Origin of the sequence: Embleya sp. NPDC059237, from assembly GCF_042754105.1 — a bacterium.
GTDB lineage: Bacteria > Actinomycetota > Actinomycetes > Streptomycetales > Streptomycetaceae > Embleya.
In genome coordinates this window covers 45,830-68,926 of record NZ_JBHZAE010000024.1, presented here as the reverse complement: position 1 = coordinate 68,926, position 23,097 = coordinate 45,830, and the positions used below count along the sequence as shown (strand labels likewise).

Sequence of the window (23,097 nt, the reverse complement as noted above, 5' to 3'; positions counted from 1 at the left end):
CAAGGATCGCCCGAAGGAGGTTTGCGATTTGAGTGCCACCAATAAAAAACGCGGTCCCAACCCCTACGGCGACCTTTATCTGCTCATGGGTGTTGTGGGAGTGCTCATGGCCGCCACGGGCGCGATGTGGATAGGGGCGAAGGCCGCCACGCCCGCCGAGCAGCCGGCACCGCCGCCGCCACCGCTCATCCTGTTCGGCCTGATCTTCGAGAAGTACACCTGGCCGGGCACCGAGGCCACCGTGATCGCGTCGCTCCTGGGCACGCTGCTCGCTGTGCTGGCGGCCGGTGCGACGACTCTCGTCGTCATGGTCCGGCGTCGAGAGATCCCGATCGATCGCGCCATCCCCTACCTGGCCAAGCCCAGGGACCTCCGCGCGGTGACGACCAAGGGCGTCCGCAGGAAGGCGGGCGAGTTCGGCGTGGAGCCGGACGAGCCGCCGGGCCTGTACATCGGCAAGACCGTTCGCCATGGCCTCGACGTATGGGGCTCGTGGGAGGACATGCACGTGGACATCTGGGGACCCCGGACGGGAAAGACCACGTCTCGGGCCATTCCCAACATCGTCTCGGCACCCGGTGCCGTGCTCGTCACGTCGAACAAGCGCGACATCGTCGACGCGACTCGAGCCTCCCGTGCCCGGCGCGGCAAAGTGTGGGTGTTCGACCCGCAGAACCAGGCCGGTGCCAAGCCCACCTGGTACTGGGACCCCCTTTCGTACGTGGGCAACAGCATCACCCTCGCGGTCAAGTTGGCGTCGCGCTTCGCCGGCATCAACCGGCCCGGACACGCGCGCAGCGACGCCTACTTCGAGCCGGCCGCGGAGGACTTGATCGCCAATCTCCTGCTCGCCGCGTCGATCAGCAACAACCAGATCACCCAGGTCTTCACGTGGCTGACCCGGCCCACTGACGACACCCCCGAGCGCATCCTTCGCGAGGGTGGGCATCCCGCGTCGGCCGACGCCGTGGACTCCATCATCAACGCCCCGGACCGGCAACGGGCCGGTGTGTACGGCACCGCGGCACAGATCGTCTCCTTTCTCATCGCACCGACCGTCACCGCGTGGATCACGCCGGGCGACCAGCCCGATCGACCGGCGTTCGACTACAAGGCGTTCGTCCGCGGCGGCGACACCTTGTACCTGCTGTCCGAGGAGACCAACAAGATGGCGGCGCCGTTGGTCGTCGCCCTCACTGCGGCCTTGGCCGAGGAGGCCGAGAACTACGGCCGCGACTGCCCTGGCGGTCGGCTTCCCACGCCCATGCTCTTCGTGCTCGACGAGGCCGCGAACGTCTGTCCGTGGAAGGCGTTGCCGGACAAGTACTCGCACTTCGGTTCCCGTGGGGTCGTCATGATGACGATCCTTCAGTCCTGGGCACAGGGAGCCGCGGCCTGGGGCGATGTGGGCATGGCGAAACTGTGGGGCGCGGCGAATGTGCGCGTCTACGGGGGCGGCGTAATGGACACCAAGTTCCTCGGTGACCTGTCCGCCGCATCCGGCATATTCGAGCCGGGGACGACCAGCTTTTCGCGGAAGTCGACCGACTTCTTCGAGAGCAACGTCAGCAAGGCGTCTCGGTCCGAGGCCGTCCTGGATGTGGCCGACCTGACCTCCATGCCGCGTGGACGGGCATTCGTACAATTCAGCGGCACCAAGCCTGCCCTGATCCGGACGATTCCGTGGTGGGAAACCGAGTATGCCGACGAGATCCGCATGTCCATAGCCGAGTTCGACCCGGGGTCGCAGAATCTCGCCGTCGAGCTCAAGAAGGTGTCATGAACCAGGACAGAGACGCCGAGCCGCCCGTATTTCAGCCGGAATTCGAACCGGAAGAAGTGCCCGCGGAAGGCGCGGGCACACCACCGGAACCGGAAGTTCTTTTCTTCGGATCCGTCGAAGTGTTCGTGACGGAATATCTGTCGCAGGTGATCCGGCGACGACTCAATCGCGCCGTGGCGCTCTGGTGTCCGAAGTGGTGGGCACACCCGGAAGCCGTGGCTCGCCTGACGAGCATCTGGCGCGCATTCGAGTACCTGCGGAAGGACCCTGCACTCGGCATGTCGGTCTGGTGGCTGCATCACGCCGATCCGCATCTTCGCGCCTTGATGGATCCCGATTTCGGGCCGTTCGGGGTGTGTGATCCCAGGGAGGGGCACAACAACAATCCGCTGGACGCACTTCCACTCGTCGCCGTGCCGCCCGGCCTGTTGGATCACCCCGGATTCAGGGTCGAAGAATCCCTCTTCGCGGAGATGAAGATGAAGGAAGCGGGTGGGTCTTCGACCCATAAACCGAGAACTGGATACCCCAAGGACAAGGTATTGAACAAGAACATTGGGTTCTAGTTCCGATGAAGGAGGGATCACGTGGCCGACGAAACTGGAGTCGAAGACATCTTCAAGGCATTCTATGGCCTTATGGGTGCGGTATTCGACAGAGCGGAGGCGACACTGGACACCGTCGGCAAGGGAGTGAAAGCAGGAAGCATAGTACCGGGCCTCGCTCCGGCAGCGGACTTGGTGCGATCGATTTCGGCAGGCAAGTAATAGACAGCGGTATCGCAATCGCGACTTTCGCATCAACGGTGGGCGGAGAGGGAGATGGGGAAAAAGAAAAAGCTCGTGGTGGGAGCCATATTCTTCTTCCTACCGTCGGGTACCGTCGCTTTTGTCGTCCTGATGGCCGCAATCATAGCCGCAATCGCCGCGAACCCGTTCGACTTCGGCAAGGAGCTTCTGAACTCGGCATTCAAGGCCGATGCGGTCCCCGCACAATTCAGAAACTTCGTGGCGCAGACCGGAAAAGTCTGCCCCGAAGTGACCCCTGTAGTCGTCTCGGCGCAGATCGAGCAGGAAAGCAGCTGGAATCCCACCATCGTGAGCGACGCGGGCGCGGTGGGCCTGAGCCAGTTCATCCCGGGGACCTGGGCAACGTGGGGAGGAGGAGCACCGCAGACAGACCCGCGCGCAAACATCATGGCCCAGGAGAAGTACGACTGCTATCTTGCCGGCGAAGTCAAAAAAATGCAGGCCGGAACATTTCCCGACAGCGGCTGCGTCATGCAGATGCACGGAGTCGTCTACAGGAAACCCGCCCCCAAGGCCGGCGAGATGGTGGGCTCGACGTTCGATTTGATGCTCGCTTCGTACAATGCCGGCCCCGGAGCGGTGTGCTATTACCGGGGTATTCCTCCCTGGAATGAGACTCAGGGATACGTCCCGGGCATCAAGGCAGCCATGGCCAAGTATTCGGCCCCGGCGGTCAACGACGCCTTCTATCGAACCAGCGACAAGACACTCGGCGGGCGCGCCGTAAAACTCGCGCAGGAATCCGTGGGGAAGTATCCGTATTCATGGGGCGGCGGCACCTTCACCGGCCCGAGCGAAGGCTTTGCCCAAGGCGCGGGAACCGTCGGGTTCGACTGCTCCGGCTTCGTGCGCTATATCATCTACCAAGCATCCAATGGCCAGATAAAACTTCCTCGCACCGCTGGGGAGCAAGCAAAAGTAGGCGAGCGGATTCTCCTTTCACAGGGTCCGCCAAGCGCTGCGCAGGAAGCCCAGATGTTGCCTGGAGACGCAATCTTCTTCACCCGCGGCGGCGCCATTGGCACCGATGCAACTCACCACGTGGCCTTGTACGTCGGGAGAGGTATGACCATCGACGCCTTCGCGACCGGCACGATCATCAGACAGGATCCCTTCTCGTCGTTCTCGAGGAGCGACACCTGGACAGTCCAACGCTACGGTGTCGTGGTGGCGAGGGCCTGAGATGCGCAAACCCACTGTGCTGCTCGCCTCGTTGCTGGTCGCCGCGGCCCTGGCCGGATGCAGCCTGGAGCAGAGCGGAACCCGGGATCGGGCAGTCGACGATCCTTCGAGAAACTCTTCGGCCGGCACTCGAGGCCCGACCCGGACGACGAGCGCTCCTCCGACCTACCCGACAGCGCCGGGCACCGTGCCACCGATGCCCGCACTCGTCGGTCGGACGGGTACTCCCGCCGCCTCACTCCCGGCGGTGTCGAACGTCGACGGTGGGGACGCGACCGCCGTCGCCCGGGCCGCGGTTGTCACGATGTGGACAGTGGACACCGCGATCGACGCGACCCAGTGGGACGCCGCGCAACGCGCCGCGCCCTTTCTGACACCGGCATACGCGGAGAGCCTTCGCATCAGTCCGCAGGTCGCCGGCCCGGGGGGAACCTGGTTGACCTGGGCTCAGCACAAAGCCGTCACCCGCGTCGTCGCCACGTCGGCCGACGATTCCGGCAAGCCCCCGGACACGGACACCAAGGCCCTGCACGCGTTCATGGTGACCATCACCGCGTCCGGTGGCAATGGTTGGACGGGCCCACCCGTGATCGCCACGGCCTTCGTCTCGCTCGAACGGGCCTCGGCCGCGCAACCGTGGAAGGTCTCCTCGGTGCGCCTGATCGACTAGCGCGTGTCCGGCGCGGTGAACATTGCACAGTCTTCACCCATCGGCGGTATCACCTTGCCCAGTCGGTCACGCGAAGACTTGTTCGGCGATTTCGAGCCGCCTAGCGTCGCGGTGGAATCAAAGGCGTTCACGTGAGAGCGCCGACATCAGACACCCCAAGCACAGCGCAGGAGCACCCCTTGGCCTCTCGGCGTGTCGTGAGACGCCGTCGGCGAGCGCTATCGTCGGCTGCCTCGATCCTTCTGGCCTTCGGCGCGGCGACCGGCTGCTCGGGATTGGGTGGCGGGCAGGCAACTCCCCAGGAGCGCAACCCCACATCCGCGCCGGCGTCGGCCGCTCCGGTGTCCATTTCGGTGCCGCCGAATCTCGACAACAAACGCGGTTGGCAGAACAACGAGACCGGCCGCGCGTACACGATGGCTCCGCAGGCCGGTTACTTCGTGGACGTATACGCCGGAAGCGACGACTTCTCCGGGGAGTCCGTCGACCCTGTGGCGAGCGACGGGCCGACACCCACGGCCACGAGTTCCGAGACCGCCAAGAGCACCAAGGGCGCCCAGGCCGAAGGCACTGTGGTCATCGCCCGAAACGCGGACAAGGGCGCGGTCGTTTGGTCGTCGACCCCGCTGAAGAAACTTTCGATCCTGCGCAGCCCCATCCTCCGGGTAGTCAACACGCACGACGGTGAGTTCGTCGTCCTGGTGCGATTCGGCGTCGTCCCCGGCACCGGCCTCGTGCGCGCACGCCGACTCACCGTGGTGGACACGTTCTCGATCGCGTCCACCGGCGGCGCCGTGGCACCGACCCGGCATCTCGAACGAGAGACCCCCGGCCCGTTCTCGGCCGTCGGTGTCTCGATCGGCGACGGCGGCGTGCTGTTTTTGGGCGACCGAGTGGAAGACGCCTCGAACGACGTCATCGAGGCCGGACCCGCCACGCTGTGGGATCCGACGACCGGGGCGAGCAGCACCGTGCCGGCGGGAGACAAACGCCGGTCGGATGTGTGCGGCCCCGATGAGGTGAACAGCTGTACCGTCCGAGACGTCCCCGTTTCGACGATCTCGGCCGGCGTTTTGACCGCCGAGATTCCGGCTCGCCCCAATGCCAGGTTCGGCCTCGCCGGCGGCTGGAACAGTACCCGGATCGGCCCGGACGGAAGAACGAACGGAACACTGCTGGGCACTCTGCCGGGCGCGTTGCTCGCCGCTTGGCCGGCGAACGACAAGCACACCATCTATGCCGTGCACGATCCCGCGTCGGGTGCCGTCCTGGTGTCCGGTGAATGTACCAACGCGGACGGTGGCGACGCCGATCCCGGAGCCCTTCAGAGATCTTTCGCCGCCTCACCGAACGGGCGATATATCGTGGCCGGTTCACTGGCGATCGACCTGTCGGCGCGCACGCTCGGATGCCTGGCCGGCGATGCCGACCGTCGCGGTGCCGCGCTCACGATCGTGGGCGACAACGGCTTGGCCTACGGCTCCCTGCTCGCCGACCGGCCGCCGCCGCCGGAGAACGACGAGACCCCTGGCGAGGTGGTACCCATCCAGGAACCCGCCATGGTCACCGTGGCAACTCGCAAGATCGACCTCCTCCGCGCAGGCACCCGGATCCCGGAGCGGCTCACGGCGTCGGGCGCGGGACTGTTCACCCTGTCCGTCCAAACCGAGGAGGAGAACTCTTCGGCGGTGATCGCGATGTGTCCCGCCGCAGCACCCCCACCGTGACAACCGCACCCTCGCGTTGACCCCACTCCCGGCCGCACCCGCGGCCGGAAGTTCGAGAGGTCGGCGCATCTCTCGCACCATCCGAAGAACGCGCCGAACGTGGCGCCGGCCGCCTCGCCGGTAGCGCGTTCGGCACACCAGGATCGTGGACCGGTCCGTGTTCCAGGGAGAAGCCCCATGTCCCAGCGCCCCGCGCCCGACTCGCCGACCCCGTCGTCGGCTCGGGAACCCGATCCCGAGCCGCAGTCCGCCCCGCCGCGTGAAAGCCGCCTGTCCCGCATCCCCGGGCTGTCCCGCCTGCGCCTGGACCGCAACCGTCCGACCGCGATCGTGGCGATCGGCGCGGCCGTCTCGGTCATCGCCGCCTCGGTCGTGGTCGGCATCGGCGCGGCCGGAGCCGACTCCGACCTCTCGGACGTGGGCGCGTGGCTGCCCAGCGGCTCCAAGAACCTCGTCGTGCACGTGAACGGCCTGACCGGACGGGTCGACGCCCGGATCACCCTGCCCGGCGGCCAGGACCCCACCACCTTGCAGGTGAGTACGGATGGCAAGACCGTCCTGGTGCTGAACAAGAAGACCGGGCAGCTCAACCAGATCGACCCCCGCCAACTCACCGTCGCCCAGACCTCGCCGGACGGAACCCCCAACCAGGACATCGCCACCGGGGGCGGGAACGCGTGGCGGATCAGCCCCGGCAAGGGGGAGGTGCAGCGCATCGACCCGCGGCCGACCACCGACGCCGCCAACGCACTCGGCTCGTTCGCCACGATCGGACCGCCGATCGTGTTCGAGGACGCCCAGGGAGGGCGCATCCCGCTGGGCAAGAGTCAGGCGGACTCCGACGGCACGCTGTGGGTACCGCTGTCGGCCACCGGTGAGGTGGTGCCGATCCGAGGCTCCGACCGAGGCGCGCCGATCAAGGTCGCCGAGCCCGGACATCCGCTGCTGTTGACCCTCGTCAAGGCCGCGCCGCCGGGCAACGAGGGCGGGCGCAAGTCCGGCGCCGACCGGGTGGTGGTCACCGACGTGACCGCCGGCAAGGCCATGACGCTCACCCAGACGAGCGTCGCGAGCACCTTCAAGCTGCCGACCGACCTGACCAAGGGAGCGCCCGACAGGTTCCTGGTGCCCGGCATCAGTGAGGGCGCGGTCGTGCCCTTCCTGGCCTCCGACACCGGCTCGTTGGCCCTTCTCGACGTCAACAGCGGTTCCATCCAGGCGGCTCCGATACAGACGCAGAAACACACCTACGGAAGCCCGTCGGTGCTCGGCGCAAAGGTCTACGTGCCGGACTTCGACACGGGCGCGCTGCTCGTCTACAACACGGTCCAGGCCAGGTTCGAGGAGCCGATCAAGGTCACCGGCGCCAAGGGCACGCTGGAGACGTACGTCAGCAACGGCCTCCTCTGGGTCAACGACCAAAACAGTGCCGAGGCGGCGGTCGTCGACGTCCAGGGACGCATCCATCGGATCGGCAAGGACGGCGAACCCGGCGCCGACGGTGTCCCGGGCGACCAGGCCACTCCCACCATGACCAAGCCGCCGGGCGCCGGCGCCACCTCCGCTCCGCCCTCGACTCCGCCGTCCTCACAACCGCCCGCCGAGGACCAGCAGTTGCCGGGCGGCGGCGAGGCGCCGCCACAGGACGTGCCCAGCGACGATCCCTTCCCGCCGCCGCCCACGCACGACACGAAGCCCACGCACGACCCGAAGCCCAAGCCCGATCCCAAGCCGCCCACGGACGACACTCCGCAGCTGCCGGTGCCGCTGCCGAGCAAGACCACGCCGGCCGACCCGGTCGAGACTCCCAAGCCGCAGCCGACGAAGACGGCCGGGACGCCCACCGCCCCGGGTACGGCCTCGGCGTCCGCGAGCTCGTCCGCGCCGGGCACGACCCAGCCGACCGCCACCACGAGTGCGACCGGTGGCACGAGTCCGACCGGCACCACCCCGCCCTCCAGCACCCCGCCGACCACCGCGCCCGAGATGAAGGCGCCCGGCACGCCCAAGGCCACGTCGAGCCAGGGGAAGATCACCCTGACCTTCAGTCCCTCGGAAGGCGCCAAGCCCACCCGGTACACGCTGGGCAACGTGACCGCCGGTCTCAGCGTCACCCCCGACGCCGTCGCTCCCGGCGGCACGATGAAGTTCACCGTCTCCGGAGGCGAGTGCGGCAAGGAGTACAAGTTCTTCGTCACTGCCGAATTCGCCGGCCAAAAGACGATGAACTCCGGTTGGTCCCAACCCATTCAGCCGTGTGTCAAGCCGCCCAAGCCGGAGAACGTGAGCGTCGCCGTGGCAACCGGCGGGCACGGCGCAACGCTGAAGTGGACGCTCGCCAAGGGCACCGACCCCCAGACCACCTACCAGGTGAAGATCGGCGCGAACACGTACGCCGTCTCCGGGACCTCCTACGTCGCCAAGGGCCTCAAGAACAGCCAAAAGTACGCCGTCACGATCACCGCGAAGAACGCGGCCGGCAGCGGCTCCGCCACCACGACGATCGACCTGACGCCGCCGGCGCGGACTTACAACGTCGGTCCCAACCGGAACAACTCGATCGGCATCGGCATTCACGCCGGGCCACGCATCGACGCCGCCACCCGCAGGGGTGAGATCGGCCCCAACTACACCGGCAGCATCACGGTGCATTGCCAGACCATGGGCCAGAACGTGACCCGCACGGCCACCAACGTGCACAGCGCCGTGTGGGACCGGGTCGACTACAAGTCCATCTCGGGCTACGTCAGCGACCTGTACGTGCGAACCCCCAATTCCGACAACGGCAAGTTCTCGCCTCCGCTCTGGGAGTGCGAGTAACACCCCGGCTTCACCCATCGTGTGATCACTCGCGGGCGGCGGGCTCTTACGCCCGTCGCCCGCCGTTCCACCCAACTGGAGCACCGTGACCCAGCTCGCCACCCCGGCGAACGGCAACCAGCCGGCCGAGGCCCCCCAGTTCCACGCCGGCGACGCCCTGCGGCTGTTCCGAGAGTGCTTTCGCGCGCTCGGAGACAACATCGAGCGTGTCGTCGTCGGCAAGCGCGATGTCGTGGACCTCGCCCTGATCGCCCTGTTCGCCGAGGGCCACCTGCTCGTCGAGGACGTACCCGGCACCGGCAAGACCACGCTGGCCCGGGCGATCTCCGCGTCCATCGACGCGTCCTGGCATCGCATCCAGTTCACCCCGGACCTGTTGCCGTCCGACATCACCGGTGTGTCGATGTTCCGCCAGACGACGAACACCTTCGAATTCCTTCCCGGACCGGTCTTCGCCCACGTGGTGATCGGCGACGAGATCAACCGCGCCTCGCCCAAGACCCAGTCGGCGATGCTCGAGGTGATGGAGGAGGGCCGGATCACCGTCGACGGGACCACCCACGAGGTCCCGCGCCCGTTCATCGTCATCGCGACGCAGAATCCGGTGGACATGTCCGGGACCTATCCGTTGCCCGAGGCCCAGCTCGACCGCTTCCTGATGCGCGTCACCGTCGGCTATCCCGACCTCGCCTCGGAGATCGCGGTCGCCTCCGGCGCGGGTGGCGGGGCGACCATCGAGGGCCTGCCCGTGATCGCGACGGCGCGGCACATCCAGGAGTTCGTCCAGGTGGCCCGGCACCGGGTCGGCGCGGCGCAGCCGGTCGTCGACTACGCCGTGCGGCTGGCCCGGGCCACGCGCGAGAACGCGCACACCCGGCTCGGCGCCGGTCCGCGCGGCAGCGTCGCCCTGGTCCGGGCCGCACGGGTGCGGGCCGCGTCACAGGAGCGCAACCACATCCTTCCCGAGGACGTCAAAGCGCTGGCCCGACCGATCCTGACCCACCGCCTGCTGCTCGCTCCGGACGCCGAACTCGGCGGTGTCACGGCCGCCGACGTGCTCGACGAGATCCTCGACCGGGTGCCGGCGCCGCAGCCGACCGCTGCGAAGGGTCACGCTTGATGCTCTCCACCGGCGGTCGCGGAATGCTGGCGGTCGGCGCGGTCCTGTGCGGGGTGGGTTGGGGTCTCGGGTACGGCGAGGCCCGGGTGTTGGGGGTCGCCGCGTTGGCCGCGGTCGCCCTCGCGCTGGCGTGGACGGCCGCGCGTCCGTCGGTACGGGCGCGGCGTACCGTCGTACCCACCAAGGTCGCGCGCGGCGACGCCGCCCACGCGGTCGTCGTACTGGTCAACACCGGTACCCGGCCGCTGCGTGGGCTGCGTGCGGAGGACCACGTCGCGGGTGAGCCGGTGTATCCGGCCACGCTGCCGGCGGTGCCCCCGGGGGCGGAGGTCGGCGCCCGCTACCCCCTTCCCACCCATGTCCGCGGCCGGGTCTCGGTCGGCCCCATGTCGTTGGTGCGCAGCGATCCGCTCGGCCTGAGCCGACGCGCGCGCGAACACGGCGCGGTGGAGACCCTGTTGGTGCGACCGCGCACCGTCGCGTTGCCGGTGTTGCCGGCCGGCCGCACACATCACCTGGAAGGGCCCACGTCCGACACGGCCGAGGACGGCACGCTGACCTTCCACTCGTTGCGCGAGTACACCCTCGGCGACGATCTGCGGCGTGTGCACTGGCGTTCGACGGCGCGTACCGGGGTCATGATGGTGCGGCGCATGATCGACGTGAGCCTGCCGGCGACCACGGTCGTATTGGACACCCGGGTCGGGTCGTACGCCGGCCGGCCGCCGTGGTCGACGTCGGCGGAGACGTTCGAGGTCGCGGTCGAGGTGGCCGCGTCGGTGGCCGCCGCGGTGGCCGGAAAGAACTTTCCCCTGCACGTATTCACCGGCGCCGGGCCGCTCACGGGCGCGCAGGATCGCCAAGCCGGTTCCGGACGCCTGCTGGATCTCTTCGCGTTGGTCGAAGCCGACGCCGCACACTCGCTGCGCGACACGTTCGAGATCCTGGAGCGCGGTCGCGACAGCGACACGCTCGTGGTGGTCACCGGCGTCGACTCGGCCGCCGAACTCGAGGCCCTGGGGCGGGTGACGCGTCGTTTCGACCGGGTCGTGGTGATCCGGGTGGCCGCTCCCGGCGGCCCGCCGCCGGCCGCGCCGGCGCTGCCCGCGCAGGTGACCAGGCTGCTGGTCACCGACCTCGAGGGACTCGCGCGCGCGTGGCACCGCGAGGCGGTGCGATGAGCGGGCCGGGTATTCGTCGTCGCGGGTGGTCGCTGGTCGCGACCACGTCCGCCGCGCTGTGTGTGGGGTTCGCGTTCCGCCGGGTGTTCGGCACGAGCGAGGTGTTGCTCACGGCGACCCTGTCCGCGATCGTGCCGACCCTCGTGGTCCTGGCCTGCTCCGGCGGTCCCAAACGATTCGTGACGGACGCGGAGAAGGCCCGGGCGACCCGGCCGTTGTGGCCCTCGCTCGTGTTGTCCGCGCTGGCTTGGATGCTGGTCGTCTCCGCGTCGCTCTTTCGCGACCGCGCGGTGGGGCACGTGATTCCCACTCCCGCGGGCATGCGCGACATCGCCACTGCCGTCGTCGACGCGCCCAAGTCGATCTTGACCACCGTGCTGCCCGCGCCCGCCGACGGGGAACTGCTCGTCCTGGTCTCCGCATGCGTTTGGGTCGCGGCCCTCGCGGGCGCCGAACTCGCGCTGCGTACGGCCACCGTGTCGCTGCCCGCGCTACCCGCGCTGCTCGCGCTGATCGTTCCCGTCATCCTGGGCGTCGGCGGCCCCGGTTCCAATCTTCCGGTCGTGGTCGCCATGATCGGCGCGATCGGACTGCTGCTGTTGATCCGGGCGCCGGAACGGCTGCCACCACTGGGCACGGCTCTGGTCGGTGTACCGATCGTGATCGCCCTGTCGTGTGTCGCGGCCCTGCTCGGCCCCGACCTGCCCGGCACCCGCACCAGGCGCCCGCCCGATCTGCGCGACCTGGTCGCGCTGCCGCAGCCGGAGCGGCTGACGGGCATCAGCCCGCTCGATCGCATCTCCGCGTGGCTGATGTCCCCCGACCAGCCGATGTTCAGCGTCGACGGGCCCAGTGCGCCCGATCGTTACTGGCGGCTGACGGTGCTCGATCGTTACGACGGGTCGAGTTGGTATCCGGTGCGGAATCTGCGCGTCACCGCCGGCCGCGTCCCCGAGTCGCCCGACGGGCGACCACCCGTGCTGTCCACGGTGGTCAACACCGTGACCGTGCGCGACCTCGGCGACATCTGGCTGCCGGGCACCGATCGGCCCACCGAAGTGGACGCGCCGGGGCTGCAGTTGCGGGTCGATCCGGACAGCGGGGTGATCGCGAGCGGCTCGGGCCTGCGCTCGGGCACGCGCTACCGGATCGACACGCGCGTCCCCGCGCTGGATCCGGACCGCCTCCAGTTCCTGCCCGCGGCACAGGATCCCGCGAACACGGCCCTGCCCGAGAGCGATGCGATGGGACGGCCGATCCCGGCCCTGGAATCGTTGCGGGCCAAGGCCACCGTCGCCACCTCGGGCAGCACCTTCCCGTACCAGCAGGCACTGCGCCTGGCCCAGTGGCTGCGCGCCAATCACCGTTACGACATCTCCGCGGTGCCCGGCCACTCGTATCGCAACCTCCAGTTCTTCCTGGAGACCACCAAGGAGGGTACGTCGGAGCAATTCGCCACCGCCTTCGCGGTGATGGCACGCACGCTCAATCTGCCCAGCCGGGTGGTCGTTGGCTTCTCGGCCGGACGCGAGGGCGCGAAGGGTGTCCGGGAGGTGCGCAGCGGTGACATCGTCGCGTGGCCGGAGGTCGAATTCGAGGGGGTCGGCTGGGTGCCGTTCTTCCCCACGCCGGGACAGGCCACCGATTCGGGCGCCCGCAAGCAGGCTCCCGAGCAGAAGACGCCCGCGACCAGTGCTCCGGCCAAACCGGTCACCCGTGCGGAGAAGGACCGGGAGATCGCCGGGCAGACGCGCTCGGGCCCCGCGCCCGACACCGCGACCCGCACCTCCGCGCACCGGGGCGGGACCCGGTGGTGGCTCTTCGTCGCGGCGGGCGCGGGTACGGGCGTCGTCGGGTATCTGGCCGCGGCCGGACTCGGCCCCGTCCTGGCCCGGCGCCGACGTCGCCGGGGCGAGCCTCGTGAGCAGGTCATCGGGGCCTGGCGACAGATCAACGACGACCTGGTGGGTGCGGGGTTGCGTACGAACGGGTCGCTCACGGTCGGCGAGATCGCCGACTACGGTGCGACCCGCCTGCCTCCGGAGGCGGGCGCTCGATTGCCCGAACTGGCCTCCCTGGTCAACGACATCGCCTATGGGGATCGCAGCATCGAGCAGGCGGACGCGGATGCCGCGTGGCGGGATCGGGCGATCGTGGCGGGCGCCGTGCGCCGGATCGACGGCCGGCCTCGCCCGCACGTCCGGGCCTACCGCAGGATGCGCCCGCGTTCGGTGGCACTGGTATTTCGATCGCCCGACAAAGGACGAGAGTGAGTTCTGACGTGACCATCGACCGACTCGGCGCCTCGGACCCCGCGGACCCGACCGGGAGTGACCCGTCGAGCGGCGGGCCGACCCTGCACGAGCCGAGGTGGTGGGGCCTGGTCCGCGACCAGGCGTCGGCACCGCCGCAGGAGGCGCCCGCGGAGGTCGAATCGGGTCCGACGGGAGTCTTCGTGCCGCCGGCCGTGGAGCCCGACGCGGGGCGCACGCAGTTCATCGCGGCGATCGGCGCGGTCGAGTCGGAGGCTTCACCGGTGACACCTGCGCCGGGCGACGCCCGGTCGGCGCGGGAACAGGCGGCGCCGGCGCCCGGCAACGACGAGGCGGCAGTCGAACAGGCCGTGCCGGCGCCCGAGGACACCCCGGCGACGCGGGAACAGGCCGTGCCGGCACCCGAGACCACCCCGGCGACACGGGAACAGGCGGCACCTGCATCCGACCACGACGAGACGACGCGCGAACAGCCCGTGCCCGAGCCGGTGCCCGTGCCCGCGTCGCACGGCGTCGACGCGGCGCGAGAGCGGGTGGTGCCGGAGGTCGGCGGTGAGGCGGCACCCGAGCAGGTGGCGCCGATCGTCGGCGATGTCGCCGCACAGTCACGGGAGTTCGCGGCACCGACCCACGGAGTCGAGCCGGGACCCGAGTGGTTCCTGGCGGCGAAGCCCGTCGCGGACGTCGCCGAGCCGATCCCCGCTCCTCCCCCGCGGCCGACCGAACCTCCGGCGAGCGCACCGGAATCGTCGGGGGGCGTACCGCAATCGCAGTGGTCCGCCGCGGACACGGGCGAGACCTACGCGCCGCTGTCGCGGGCGATGGATCCCGCCGCCGAGCACCGACCGATGCCCGTCGGAGCCTGGTCGACTCCGGAGCCGAGCGGCGACGCGGAGCCCGAACCTCGATCCGACGTCAAGCCGGCGCTCACGCTCCCGATTTCGGAGCCGGAGCCGGAACCGGGGCCGGCGCCGGAGCCGGAATCGACCGAGGCGTTCGGATGGGACTTCCAACAGGCTTCGACCGAGCCCCACGAGTGGTTTCCCGCGCCCAAGCGCCGTCCTCGCTGGGTCATATTCGTGCTCGCGGGCCTGGTCGTGCTCGTGATCGTCTCGGTCGGCGTCATTGTCCTGGCGGCCCGGAAGGAAAAACCCGTCGCGGCGGCGCCGACCGCACCGCCGGCACCGGCCACCATGATGGCGCCGGACGCGGCCGCGCCGTACCGACCCCAGGGTGTGTCCGTCAAGTCGTTCGAGGGGCGCCTGTTGGTCTCCTGGAAGGTCCCGGAGCGCACCGACCTCATCGTCGGGTATCTCGTCGTCGCGCAAAGCCGCGAGGGAGCCGTACAAAAGACCGAGGTGCCGCGCGCCGGGGAGTTGACCGCGGTGTTGGCCGGCCCCGAGGTCGGCCTGAACTCGTGCGTCGTGGTCACCACACTCGTCAGCGGCGAACCGAGCATGATGATGTCCCGCTCGGACCCGGTCTGCCCCCGGCCGGTGCCGACGAGGTCCGGCGGCCCGGCGACCGGAGGCTCCGCGACACCGAACCAATCGGGAGGCTCCAATGGGTGAGCACACCGCCGTCCCCGCATGGCCCGTGATCCTGATCGAATTGGGCCCGAACGACACCGTGGAGATCGGCGGGGTCCCGGTCCAGGTGGAACCCGGCCGCAACCCGAGGGATGTGGCATTGGCGGTCGCCGCGGAAACCGCCGGAGTACTCGGTCGCGCGGTGCGGGTACAGGCCGTCGAGCCGGACGGCACGACCTTCCCGTTGATCGTCGACTCGGAGGGGAATGTCGTCCAGGCTGGGGATCCGACACCCGTCAAACCGGCTCGCCGCGGGTTGGGCCTGCGACGCGGGCGAACCGGTACGGCGGCCGGGCCGCGTCACCCGCGCGCGGGTGCGGCGTCGGCTCCCGAGGTCCGGGCCACCCCGCCGCGGGCGCCGGAGTACGAACCACCGGCGTTCCCGGGCCTGTCCGGCAGCGCGGAGCCATTGCGGTCGCCGGTGCACCCGCCGTCGACGCCGACTCCCGCGGCGTCCACCCCGCCGCCGCCGGCGCCGGTGGGACCTGTCGATGCGTCGCCGGTCCCGGCCGCGAAGGAGGCAGAGGACGCGTGGTCGGACCAGGGCGGCCGGTGGGACGCGGGCGAGTCACCGTACGTGCCCACGCCCACGCCCGAGCAGCAACGCGCGCTCGGGGTGATCGCCCGGGCACTCGACCAGGGCGAGCCGGACCGGGCCCTGATCGTCGCCAAGACCATGGCGAGGGCGGCCTCGGCCTCGGGCGACGTCGGCGCGGCCGTGGCCACCCGGGAACTGTACGCCTACCTGGCCCTGTTGGCCGACCGGGCCGACTTGGCGGCCCGGGTCTACGACGAGGCCATCGCCCTGTTCGACCCGAGCCTGGTGGATCGGAGCGGCTGGCGGGAGCGGCTGGCCGAAAACGCCCGCTGGTGTCGGTCGCGTGCGGCTCTCGACCGGGTGACGCGGGCCTGACGGCCCGCGTCGGCTCAGGATCGTGTCGCGTGGTCGGGCTGGGCGGTGGTCGTGGCGTGGGCCACCGCCCGCAGGGCGAGCCACAGGTCGATCTGGGTGGCGGGGCAACCGATCAGGCCCGCACCCAGGCGCTCCTCGATCCGGACCAGGCGCTTGCGCACTCCCGGCCCGGAGATCGCCAGCGCCGCGGCGGTCGGCTCGATCCGGGCGTCGAGGTCGAGCCAGGTCCGCAGGGTTCGCAGATCGTGGGATCCCGCGTCCGAACCGAGCGGGCGGACCAGATCCTCGGCCCAGGCCCGGACCCGGGGCAGCGCCAGCAGATTCTCGACCGTCACCGCTTCGGCGACCGTCCCGTTCTCCTCCGCGCCGGTTCCGACGCCGCCGTCCCGGTCACCCGCACCGTGGAGCGCCAGGATCCGCAGTGCCAGGGACAGTTCGGCCCGAACGGCCAACGAGTCCAGGTTCGTGTCCAGGAGCGCGGCCACGCTCTTCAACCGTGCGATCAACGTGTTGCGGTGCAGGTGCAGTCGGCGTGAGGCACGGCCGCCCAGGCGCAGCCAGGTCTCCAGGGTGGTGGCCAGTTCGTCGGCGCCCGGGTCGGCGCGTCGGGCGGGTCGATACGCCCGCAACGGCGCGAGTCGCCGCCGTGCCCAGGCCACACCGTCGTGGCCGATCAACTCGTCCGGCGTCGCGTGTTCCTCGAACCCGACCACTCGATCCACTCCCACCGGCGCCCGCGACACCGCGCGCGCGGCCTGCTCGTAGGCCACCGAGGTGTGTTCGAGGGCGACCGCGTCGCCGACCCCGACGAGGACGTCGACGAACTCCCGCCTCAAGCGACCGGCCACCCGGTGGGCCGTCTCGGGCCGTTCCGCCGCGGCGGCGCCACCCTCACGGGACACCGCTGGCGATCCGTGCGCGGGTACCAGGAACACCAGGCGGTCGGCGTGCGTCAGATCCGGCGCCCATCGCACTCCGTCGCCGGACAGGCGGTGCGCCGCGCGTTCGATGCCGCGACGGCGCTCTTGCGGGAACCGGACCACGAGCACGCCCACCACGTCGGGCAGCGGGGAGCCCATGGCCAGTGCGACGTCCCGGGCCGTCGAGGTGTGACCGGTGCTCAGCAGTCGCAGCACCGCCTGCCGACTGCGCGCGTCCGCCTCGGCGCTGCGACGACGCTCGGCCGTCGCGCGCTCCGCGTTCCAGGCCCAGCCGAGCACGGGCACGGTGTCGGCGAGCAGGACCTGCGTCCGTTGCCCGGCCCGGCCCGGGTCGACGAGTTGCAGTGTGCCCTGGGGTGTGTCGCGCTCGCCGCCGACCCCCAGCGGGATCGCGCGCCCGGTGCCGGCTCGTGATCCGACGTCGCGGCCGGCGGGGTGCGCGGCATCCCCGAACTCCTCGTGGTGGATGGTCCCTTCGTGGTCCACGATGCGCATGTGGGTGCCGGTGCGGTGGGCGAGCCACCGCAGCAGGTCGCGGGTGCCGTTCGGGCCGGCCGCCAGGCGCTGCGCGGTGAGCAGGTCGCGCACGCGCCGATCGCTCGCATGCTCGTCGTCGGCATCCGGGTGGAACGGGTCCGCGTACGCGTCGGTGCGCGCCGGCGCAAGCGGGCCCGGGTGCTCGAAACGGTTCTCGTCGAATCCGGGGTGACCGGTCGGACGCGCGTGTTCAACGCGGCTCTTCTCCGCGTACGTCGCGCTCATGACCGCCACCCGCACCGCGTGTCGGCGGGCGTACCCGTCGAAGCCTCCCGCAGGAGGATCCTGTCCTGCTCGCTCATACCCGTCCCCGTTCATCCGGCCCGTCGCGGTGTGGACGTGGGTCGCGTGGTCCGCCGGGAAGTACGGGACAGTGCGCCGTGAACGCACCCGAAGCGTGTTCCGCCGCGGTCCCCGTCAACCCGTCACGCCTGCCGATCCGGCCGGGATCATTGCGTTTTCGCGGCCCTGCGGGCCTCCGCGCCGTGTAAAGCGCATTGCCCAGGATTTTTGACCGGGTGGGAAATCTCGATAAGGCCGAGCGGGTTACCAGAGTTCGGTATACCTTTGGGTAACATCGCTCCGGACGGCGGGTTTCCGGGGCGTCGTCACCCGGGCGTCGAATCCGGCACGCCATTCGTTCGGCTCGGGCGCGCGGAATTTGCCGACAGCAAATATAACGTGACTATTTCGAAATGTCTCGCACCGGCGAGAACGGCGTGCCGGCGCCTGCCGTGGTGCATCCTCGATATCGCATCGCCGATCACGGACCGCGCATTTTCCAATCACACACGGTACCGCGTCGGGTGCGTCGTGGAATTCGATGGCGGAGCGTCGGTCGCGAATGCGTGGGCGCGGTGCTTCGGCTACCGTTACGGGTCATGACGTACGTCACCGACCCGCGGGTCGACACCTACATCGAGGCGCTGCCCGAATGGCAACAGGCCATTTGTCGCGAGGTCCGGGACCTGGTGCACGCCGCCGACGACGAGGTGGTAGAGACCATCAAGCGCACCGTCCGGCCCTACTTCGTCCTCCAGGGCAACATCTGCGCACTGCTCGCGGCCAAGGACCACGTCAACGTGTTCCTGTACGACGGCGCCATCGTCCCCGACCCCGAGGGGATCATCACCGGCGGCCACGACAACAAGACCGCCCGCACGGTGGCCATCCGCGAGGGCGAGACCATCAACGGCCCCGCCCTCAAGGCGATGTTCGAGCAGATCATCGCCAACAACCGCGCGGGCGGTTGGCGCAAGCTCAAGCAGTAACCGCCGGAGCCTCGCCGGCTAGCGACCGATCATGAAGGCGTCCGGGCGCAGCGCGCGATCGACGATGCGGACGTCGCCCATCCAGGCGTTGACGGTCTGGTCGAGCTTGCCGTCGTACGCGTAGCCGCCCAGCATCCAGGGGAGGTTGAGCGTGGTCAGGCCGTTCGCGCGGGCCGTCGGGTTGCGCACCACGGGGCAGCCGTCGATGTACATCGTGCTCTGCCGGGAGTCGTTCACGACGGCGACGTGCCACCAGGTGTCCAGGGCCAGTTCGTGGCCCCAGTTGGTGGCCGAGCCGTCGCCGTCGAGCGGGTAGACGCACCACTGGAGTTCGCGTCCGCCCGACAGGCTCAGCGTGACCACCGGCTCCTGCGGGTCGCCCTGCGGCTTGCGCGCCTCACCGCTCATCCCCCAGCGGCTCAGCAGCGCCGACCACGCGTCCTTGCCGCCGTCCCAGTCGGCCGGCAGCTTGAAGAACGCCTCGACGGTGTATCCGGAGCGGAACGTCGCCCGGTTCAGCGGCGCGTCGTTCGCGGTCTGGAAGTGGCCGCCGCGCAGCGGGGACTTGCCGCCCGCGAGCCGGACGCTGCCGTGTCCGGGCTGGTCCGGGTGGTACTGCCCGGACCAGCTCACCGACCCGGCCGCGGCGCCCGGCGCCGGAATCAGGGTGAGGTCGTTGCCGCGCCCCGACAGGTCCTTGACGCGCTGCCCGCCGGGCACGGGCGCGCCGTCCCGGTGCGAACCGTCGAAGCGCCAGTAGGCGACCGTGCCGGGCACCACCATGCGGGCGGCCGGACGGGCCGGGCGCTGGGGGATCGGCGCGAAGCGCGCGAAGCGCTTGTCGAAGTCGACCGGCACCGAGAAGTAGTCGTCGGGTCCGGTCAACTCCATCTCGCGGCGCTCGAGTTCGTTGAGGTCGCGGCTGTTGCGACCGAGGATCCACGGGGACAGCGTCTCCACGTCGATGGTGTCGCGGTCCAGGTCGAAGTGGTAGAGCCGGATCATCGCGGCGCCGCCGAAGTAGCGGTTCTGGTAGTTGGTGATGTGCAGGTGTACCTCGTTGCCGGCGTCGTTGCGACGCGTGCTGCGGCCGGCCGGCCAGTAGTGGCCGTTGAGGGTGAGGAAGATCTGGTCGTTGCCCTTGATCAGCTCGTCCCACAACCTGCGGCCGTGGTCGGAGAATTCCGCCTCCCGGCCCGGGACGTCGGCGGAGACCAGTTCGTGGCTGGTCAGGATCACCGGCGAATGCGGGTGGTCCGCCATCACCTTGCGCGCCCACGCGATGCTCGCGGGCGAGGGCCGCCAGTCCAGGGCGAGGACGAGCCATTCCCGTCCCCCGGCCTGGAACAGGTGGTAGGTGTTGTAGCCGTCCGGGGTGGCCCCGCCGAACGAGCGTTTGCCGCGGAAGCGTTGCGGGCCGAACGTGTCCAGGTACGCGGACCGACCGCGCCGGTCGTCGGTGTTGGAATCGATGTCGTGGTTGCCCGCCAGCACGCTGTAGGCCACGCCCTTGCGGTCGAGCACCTCGAACGCCCGGCCGATGCCGTCGAATTCGGGCTTGCGGCCGTTCTGGGTGAGGTCGCCCAGGTGCGCCATGAAGACGATGTTGTCCTCGCGCGCGTGCTCCAGGATGTACCGGAACGACGCCTCGATCGGCGCGGTGGTGATGCTCGGCTCGTCGAACATGTACTGCGTGTCCGGCATCACCACCAGCGTGAATCGCCGACTGTCGCGGTCCGGACGCCATGCCGGCATGCCCTGGGCGTCCACCGGCGCGTCGGCCGCCGCGCCCTCGGCGCCGCCGTCCGTCCCGGCCGCGGCGGCCGGGGAGATGCCGACCGCCCCCACCGCGGCGGCACCGGCTCCGGCCAGCGCCGCGGAGCGCAGGAACGCCCGCCGGGCGGGCCCGGACAGGGGCGTGACGGGCTGGGGGCAATCGTCGTCGTGCTGCTCGCACATGGTGCTTCTCCGGGCGCAGGCGGGGTTGGGGCATGCGCACGGTATTGGTTGGAAAACCCACGAAGATCATCCACACCGCCAACAACGGCCGACGACCGGGTGAATTCGCCGCCGGCACGCGGCGATGCTCCACCCGCCGTGTCCGCGCCCTCACCCGGGAGCGGATTCACCCCCGACGGCTCTGCGGCACCCGCACCGCCGCCATGCCCGCGGCGGTGGCCGCCTGGATCCCCATCTCGGTGTCCTCGAAGACCAGGCAGTCCGCCGGGGCGACGCCCAGGTGCGCGGCGGCGCGGAGGAACCCCTCGGGATCGGGCTTGGCCCGCGTGTAGTCCTCGGCGCACACCAGCACGTCGAACCGGTCGAGCAGGCCCAGGGTGTCCAGCGACGAGGTGACCGAGTCGCGGGTGCTGCCGGAGACCACGGCGGTCGGTATCCGCCCGCACGCGTCGTCGATGTGCGCGAGTATCCCCGGTACGGGGGTCAGCTGCGGCAGATACTCCCGAAAGAGCAGTTCGCGCCGGCGGGCGACCGCCTCGACCGGCATGGCCAGACCCTGGTCCGCGTTGAGCGAGGCGATGATGTCCGTCACCGTTCGGCCGCCCCAGGCATAGAACAGGTCCTCGGGGAACGCGCAGTCCCACTCGTCGAGGGCCTGCTTCCAGGCCAGATAGTGCAGCGGCATGGAGTCGGCGATGGTTCCGTCGCAGTCGAACAGGTACGCGCGAAACTCACCGGGCGGCAGGGAAATGATCATCGACTCACCGTATACCCGGCCGATCGCCCCTCTGCTACGGTTGCCCGCATGAAGCGCGCTGCCATGATGACGACGACGCCGGAGAGTGTCCCGGCGCGCTGACGGATGTCTTGGTCAAGAAGCCCCGGGGCGAGTGCCCCGGGGCTTCGGCTTGTGGTCACTCGCCCCACATCAGCGAGGAGACCCCCATGTACGACCACCGCAGGCTCGGCCGCGAGTTGGACCTGTTCGACACCGACCCGCTGATCGGCGCGGGACTGCCCTACTGGCTGCCCGACGGCGCCACCGTGCGGCACACCCTCGAGGAGTACATCCGGGGCGCGGAGCGCCGGGCAGGCTACCGGCACGTCTACTCGCCGGTGCTCGGCAAGCGGGAGTTGTACGAGATCTCGGGCCACTGGTCGCACTACAGCGAGGACATGTTCCCGCCGATGGACCTCGGCGGCGAGCAGGTGGTGCTGCGGCCGAGCCTGTGTCCGCACCATGCGGTCATCTATCGCTCCCGCGCCCACAGCTACCGCGAACTTCCGTTGCGGATGGCCGAGTTGGGCGGGATGTATCGCTCCGAGTTGTCCGGCGTCTTGGGCGGGCTGACCCGGGTGCGGGCGATCCAGCTCAACGACGCGCACATCTTCTGCACCCTCGACCAGGTCGCCGACGAGGCGCGGGCCGCGCTGGAGATGATTCGCCGGGCGTACGAGGCGCTCGGCATCGAGGCGAGCCGCCACCGGCTGTCCCTCCCGGGTCCGGGTGGGAAGTACGTCGCCGCGCCGGAGAAGTGGAGTCGGGCCACCGCGTTGTTGCGGGACGTGCTCGACCGCTCCGGCCTGCCGTACGAGGCGGCGGAGGGGGAGGCCGCGTTCTACGGTCCCAAGATCGACATCCAGGTCACCGACGCGGCCGGCCGGGAGTCCACCCTGTCCACCGTCCAGGTCGACTTCCATCAGCCCGAGCGGTTCGACCTGCACTACATCGGCGCCGACGGGGCCCGGCATCGGCCGGTGATGATCCACCGCAGCATCATCGGCAGCGTGGAACGGGCCGTGGCACACCTGATCGAGCAGCACGGCGGGGCGTTCCCCGCCTGGCTCGCGCCGACCCAGGTGGTGGTCCTGCCGATCACCGAGGCCGAGTGGCCGGGCGCCGAGGATGTGGCCCGCCGCTGCGCCGACCTCGGACTGCGGGCCGAGGTCGCGGGCCCGGAACGAGGCAGCCTCGGCGCCCGGATCCGGGAGGCGCGACTGGTCCCGTACCAGGCCGTGATCGGCGCCCGCGAGGCCGCCGCCGACCACGTCGCGCTGCGCCTGCGCGACGGCCGCCGACTCGACGCGCGACCGGCGGACGACGTACTCGCCCGGATCGCCGCCCTCGTCGCGGCGCACGCGGGCGAACTGTGGGAGGACAAGCACGCCGAGGTGTAGGACCGACGCGAGTCGGGGGGCGCGCGCCGCCGCCCGCGGCGCCGCGCCCGGCGCGCCCCCACCCCCCCACCCCAGGGGCGTAGCCCCCCGACGGCGGGGGGGGCGGGGGGGGAGCCCCGCCGCGCCCCGACCGCCCCCCCGCCC

The 23,097-nt window shown here is 70.1% G+C and carries 16 protein-coding genes; 13 read left to right on the top strand and 3 right to left on the bottom strand.

Features of this window, described 5'->3' with window-relative positions:
* Positions 1-28: 28 nt before the first annotated feature.
* The 11 genes from ACFXKZ_RS46010 (at position 29) to ACFXKZ_RS45960 (ending at position 16,067) form a co-directional block, all read left to right on the top strand.
* Positions 29-1,783, top strand: coding sequence for a type IV secretory system conjugative DNA transfer family protein (locus ACFXKZ_RS46010; RefSeq protein WP_380012129.1), 1,755 nt, complete (start codon positions 29-31; stop codon positions 1,781-1,783).
* Positions 1,780-2,349 carry a DUF4913 domain-containing protein gene (locus ACFXKZ_RS46005; protein ID WP_380012126.1) on the top strand — a complete coding sequence of 190 codons (570 nt, stop codon included), beginning with the start codon at positions 1,780-1,782 and terminating at the stop codon, positions 2,347-2,349. Before ACFXKZ_RS46010 ends, ACFXKZ_RS46005 begins: the two co-directional genes overlap by 4 nt.
* Positions 2,350-2,604: 255 nt before the next feature.
* Positions 2,605-3,774 (top strand): NlpC/P60 family protein, encoded by a 1,170-nt coding sequence (locus tag ACFXKZ_RS46000; RefSeq protein WP_380012123.1) that lies wholly within the window; start codon positions 2,605-2,607, stop codon positions 3,772-3,774.
* A 196-nt stretch (positions 3,775-3,970) separates the two neighbouring features.
* The gene (locus ACFXKZ_RS45995) at positions 3,971-4,444 is read left to right on the top strand and encodes a hypothetical protein (protein ID WP_380012120.1); all 474 of its coding nucleotides are present in this window, start codon (positions 3,971-3,973) and stop codon (positions 4,442-4,444) included.
* Positions 4,445-4,785: 341 nt separating this feature from the next.
* On the top strand, positions 4,786-6,171 hold the full coding sequence (locus ACFXKZ_RS45990; RefSeq protein ID WP_380012117.1) for a hypothetical protein: 1,386 nt from the start codon (positions 4,786-4,788) through the stop codon (positions 6,169-6,171).
* A 177-nt stretch (positions 6,172-6,348) separates the two neighbouring features.
* Positions 6,349-8,991: a fibronectin type III domain-containing protein gene (locus tag ACFXKZ_RS45985; protein WP_380012114.1), complete on the top strand. Its 2,643-nt coding sequence runs from the start codon at positions 6,349-6,351 to the stop codon at positions 8,989-8,991.
* A gap of 85 nt (positions 8,992-9,076) precedes the next feature.
* Positions 9,077-10,111, top strand: a complete 1,035-nt coding sequence (locus ACFXKZ_RS45980; protein WP_380012111.1) for an AAA family ATPase — start codon at positions 9,077-9,079, stop codon at positions 10,109-10,111.
* Complete coding sequence (locus ACFXKZ_RS45975; protein ID WP_380012462.1) at positions 10,111-11,292, top strand: DUF58 domain-containing protein; 1,182 nt, start codon at positions 10,111-10,113, stop codon at positions 11,290-11,292. Before ACFXKZ_RS45980 ends, ACFXKZ_RS45975 begins: the two co-directional genes overlap by 1 nt.
* Positions 11,289-13,565, top strand: coding sequence for a transglutaminaseTgpA domain-containing protein (locus ACFXKZ_RS45970; RefSeq protein WP_380012108.1), 2,277 nt, complete (start codon positions 11,289-11,291; stop codon positions 13,563-13,565). Before ACFXKZ_RS45975 ends, ACFXKZ_RS45970 begins: the two co-directional genes overlap by 4 nt.
* Entirely contained in the window at positions 13,562-15,136 is a 1,575-nt protein-coding gene (locus ACFXKZ_RS45965; RefSeq protein WP_380012105.1) for a hypothetical protein, read from the top strand. The genes ACFXKZ_RS45970 and ACFXKZ_RS45965 overlap by 4 nt, the downstream gene beginning before the upstream one ends.
* Positions 15,129-16,067, top strand: a complete 939-nt coding sequence (locus ACFXKZ_RS45960) for a hypothetical protein (protein ID WP_380012102.1) — start codon at positions 15,129-15,131, stop codon at positions 16,065-16,067. The genes ACFXKZ_RS45965 and ACFXKZ_RS45960 overlap by 8 nt, the downstream gene beginning before the upstream one ends.
* Before the next feature lie 14 nt (positions 16,068-16,081).
* Here the strand turns inward: ACFXKZ_RS45960 and ACFXKZ_RS45955 are convergent, their stop codons facing one another.
* Positions 16,082-17,770, bottom strand: a complete 1,689-nt coding sequence (locus ACFXKZ_RS45955; protein ID WP_380012099.1) for a helix-turn-helix domain-containing protein — start codon at positions 17,768-17,770, stop codon at positions 16,082-16,084.
* A 656-nt stretch (positions 17,771-18,426) separates the two neighbouring features.
* Here ACFXKZ_RS45955 and ACFXKZ_RS45950 point away from each other — a divergent pair.
* Positions 18,427-18,816 carry a DUF1801 domain-containing protein gene (locus ACFXKZ_RS45950; RefSeq protein ID WP_380012096.1) on the top strand — a complete coding sequence of 130 codons (390 nt, stop codon included), beginning with the start codon at positions 18,427-18,429 and terminating at the stop codon, positions 18,814-18,816.
* Between the two features lie 18 nt (positions 18,817-18,834).
* On the opposite strand, the gene ACFXKZ_RS45945 is transcribed toward ACFXKZ_RS45950, so the two are convergent.
* Complete coding sequence (locus ACFXKZ_RS45945; protein ID WP_380012093.1) at positions 18,835-20,775, bottom strand: LamG-like jellyroll fold domain-containing protein; 1,941 nt, start codon at positions 20,773-20,775, stop codon at positions 18,835-18,837.
* A 166-nt stretch (positions 20,776-20,941) separates the two neighbouring features.
* On the bottom strand, positions 20,942-21,532 hold the full coding sequence (locus ACFXKZ_RS45940; protein ID WP_380012090.1) for an HAD family hydrolase: 591 nt from the start codon (positions 21,530-21,532) through the stop codon (positions 20,942-20,944).
* Between the two features lie 170 nt (positions 21,533-21,702).
* On the opposite strand from ACFXKZ_RS45940, the gene thrS reads away from it, so the two are divergent.
* Positions 21,703-22,953: a threonine--tRNA ligase gene (gene thrS / locus ACFXKZ_RS45935; RefSeq protein WP_380012459.1), complete on the top strand. Its 1,251-nt coding sequence runs from the start codon at positions 21,703-21,705 to the stop codon at positions 22,951-22,953.
* Positions 22,954-23,097: the final 144 nt, after the last annotated feature.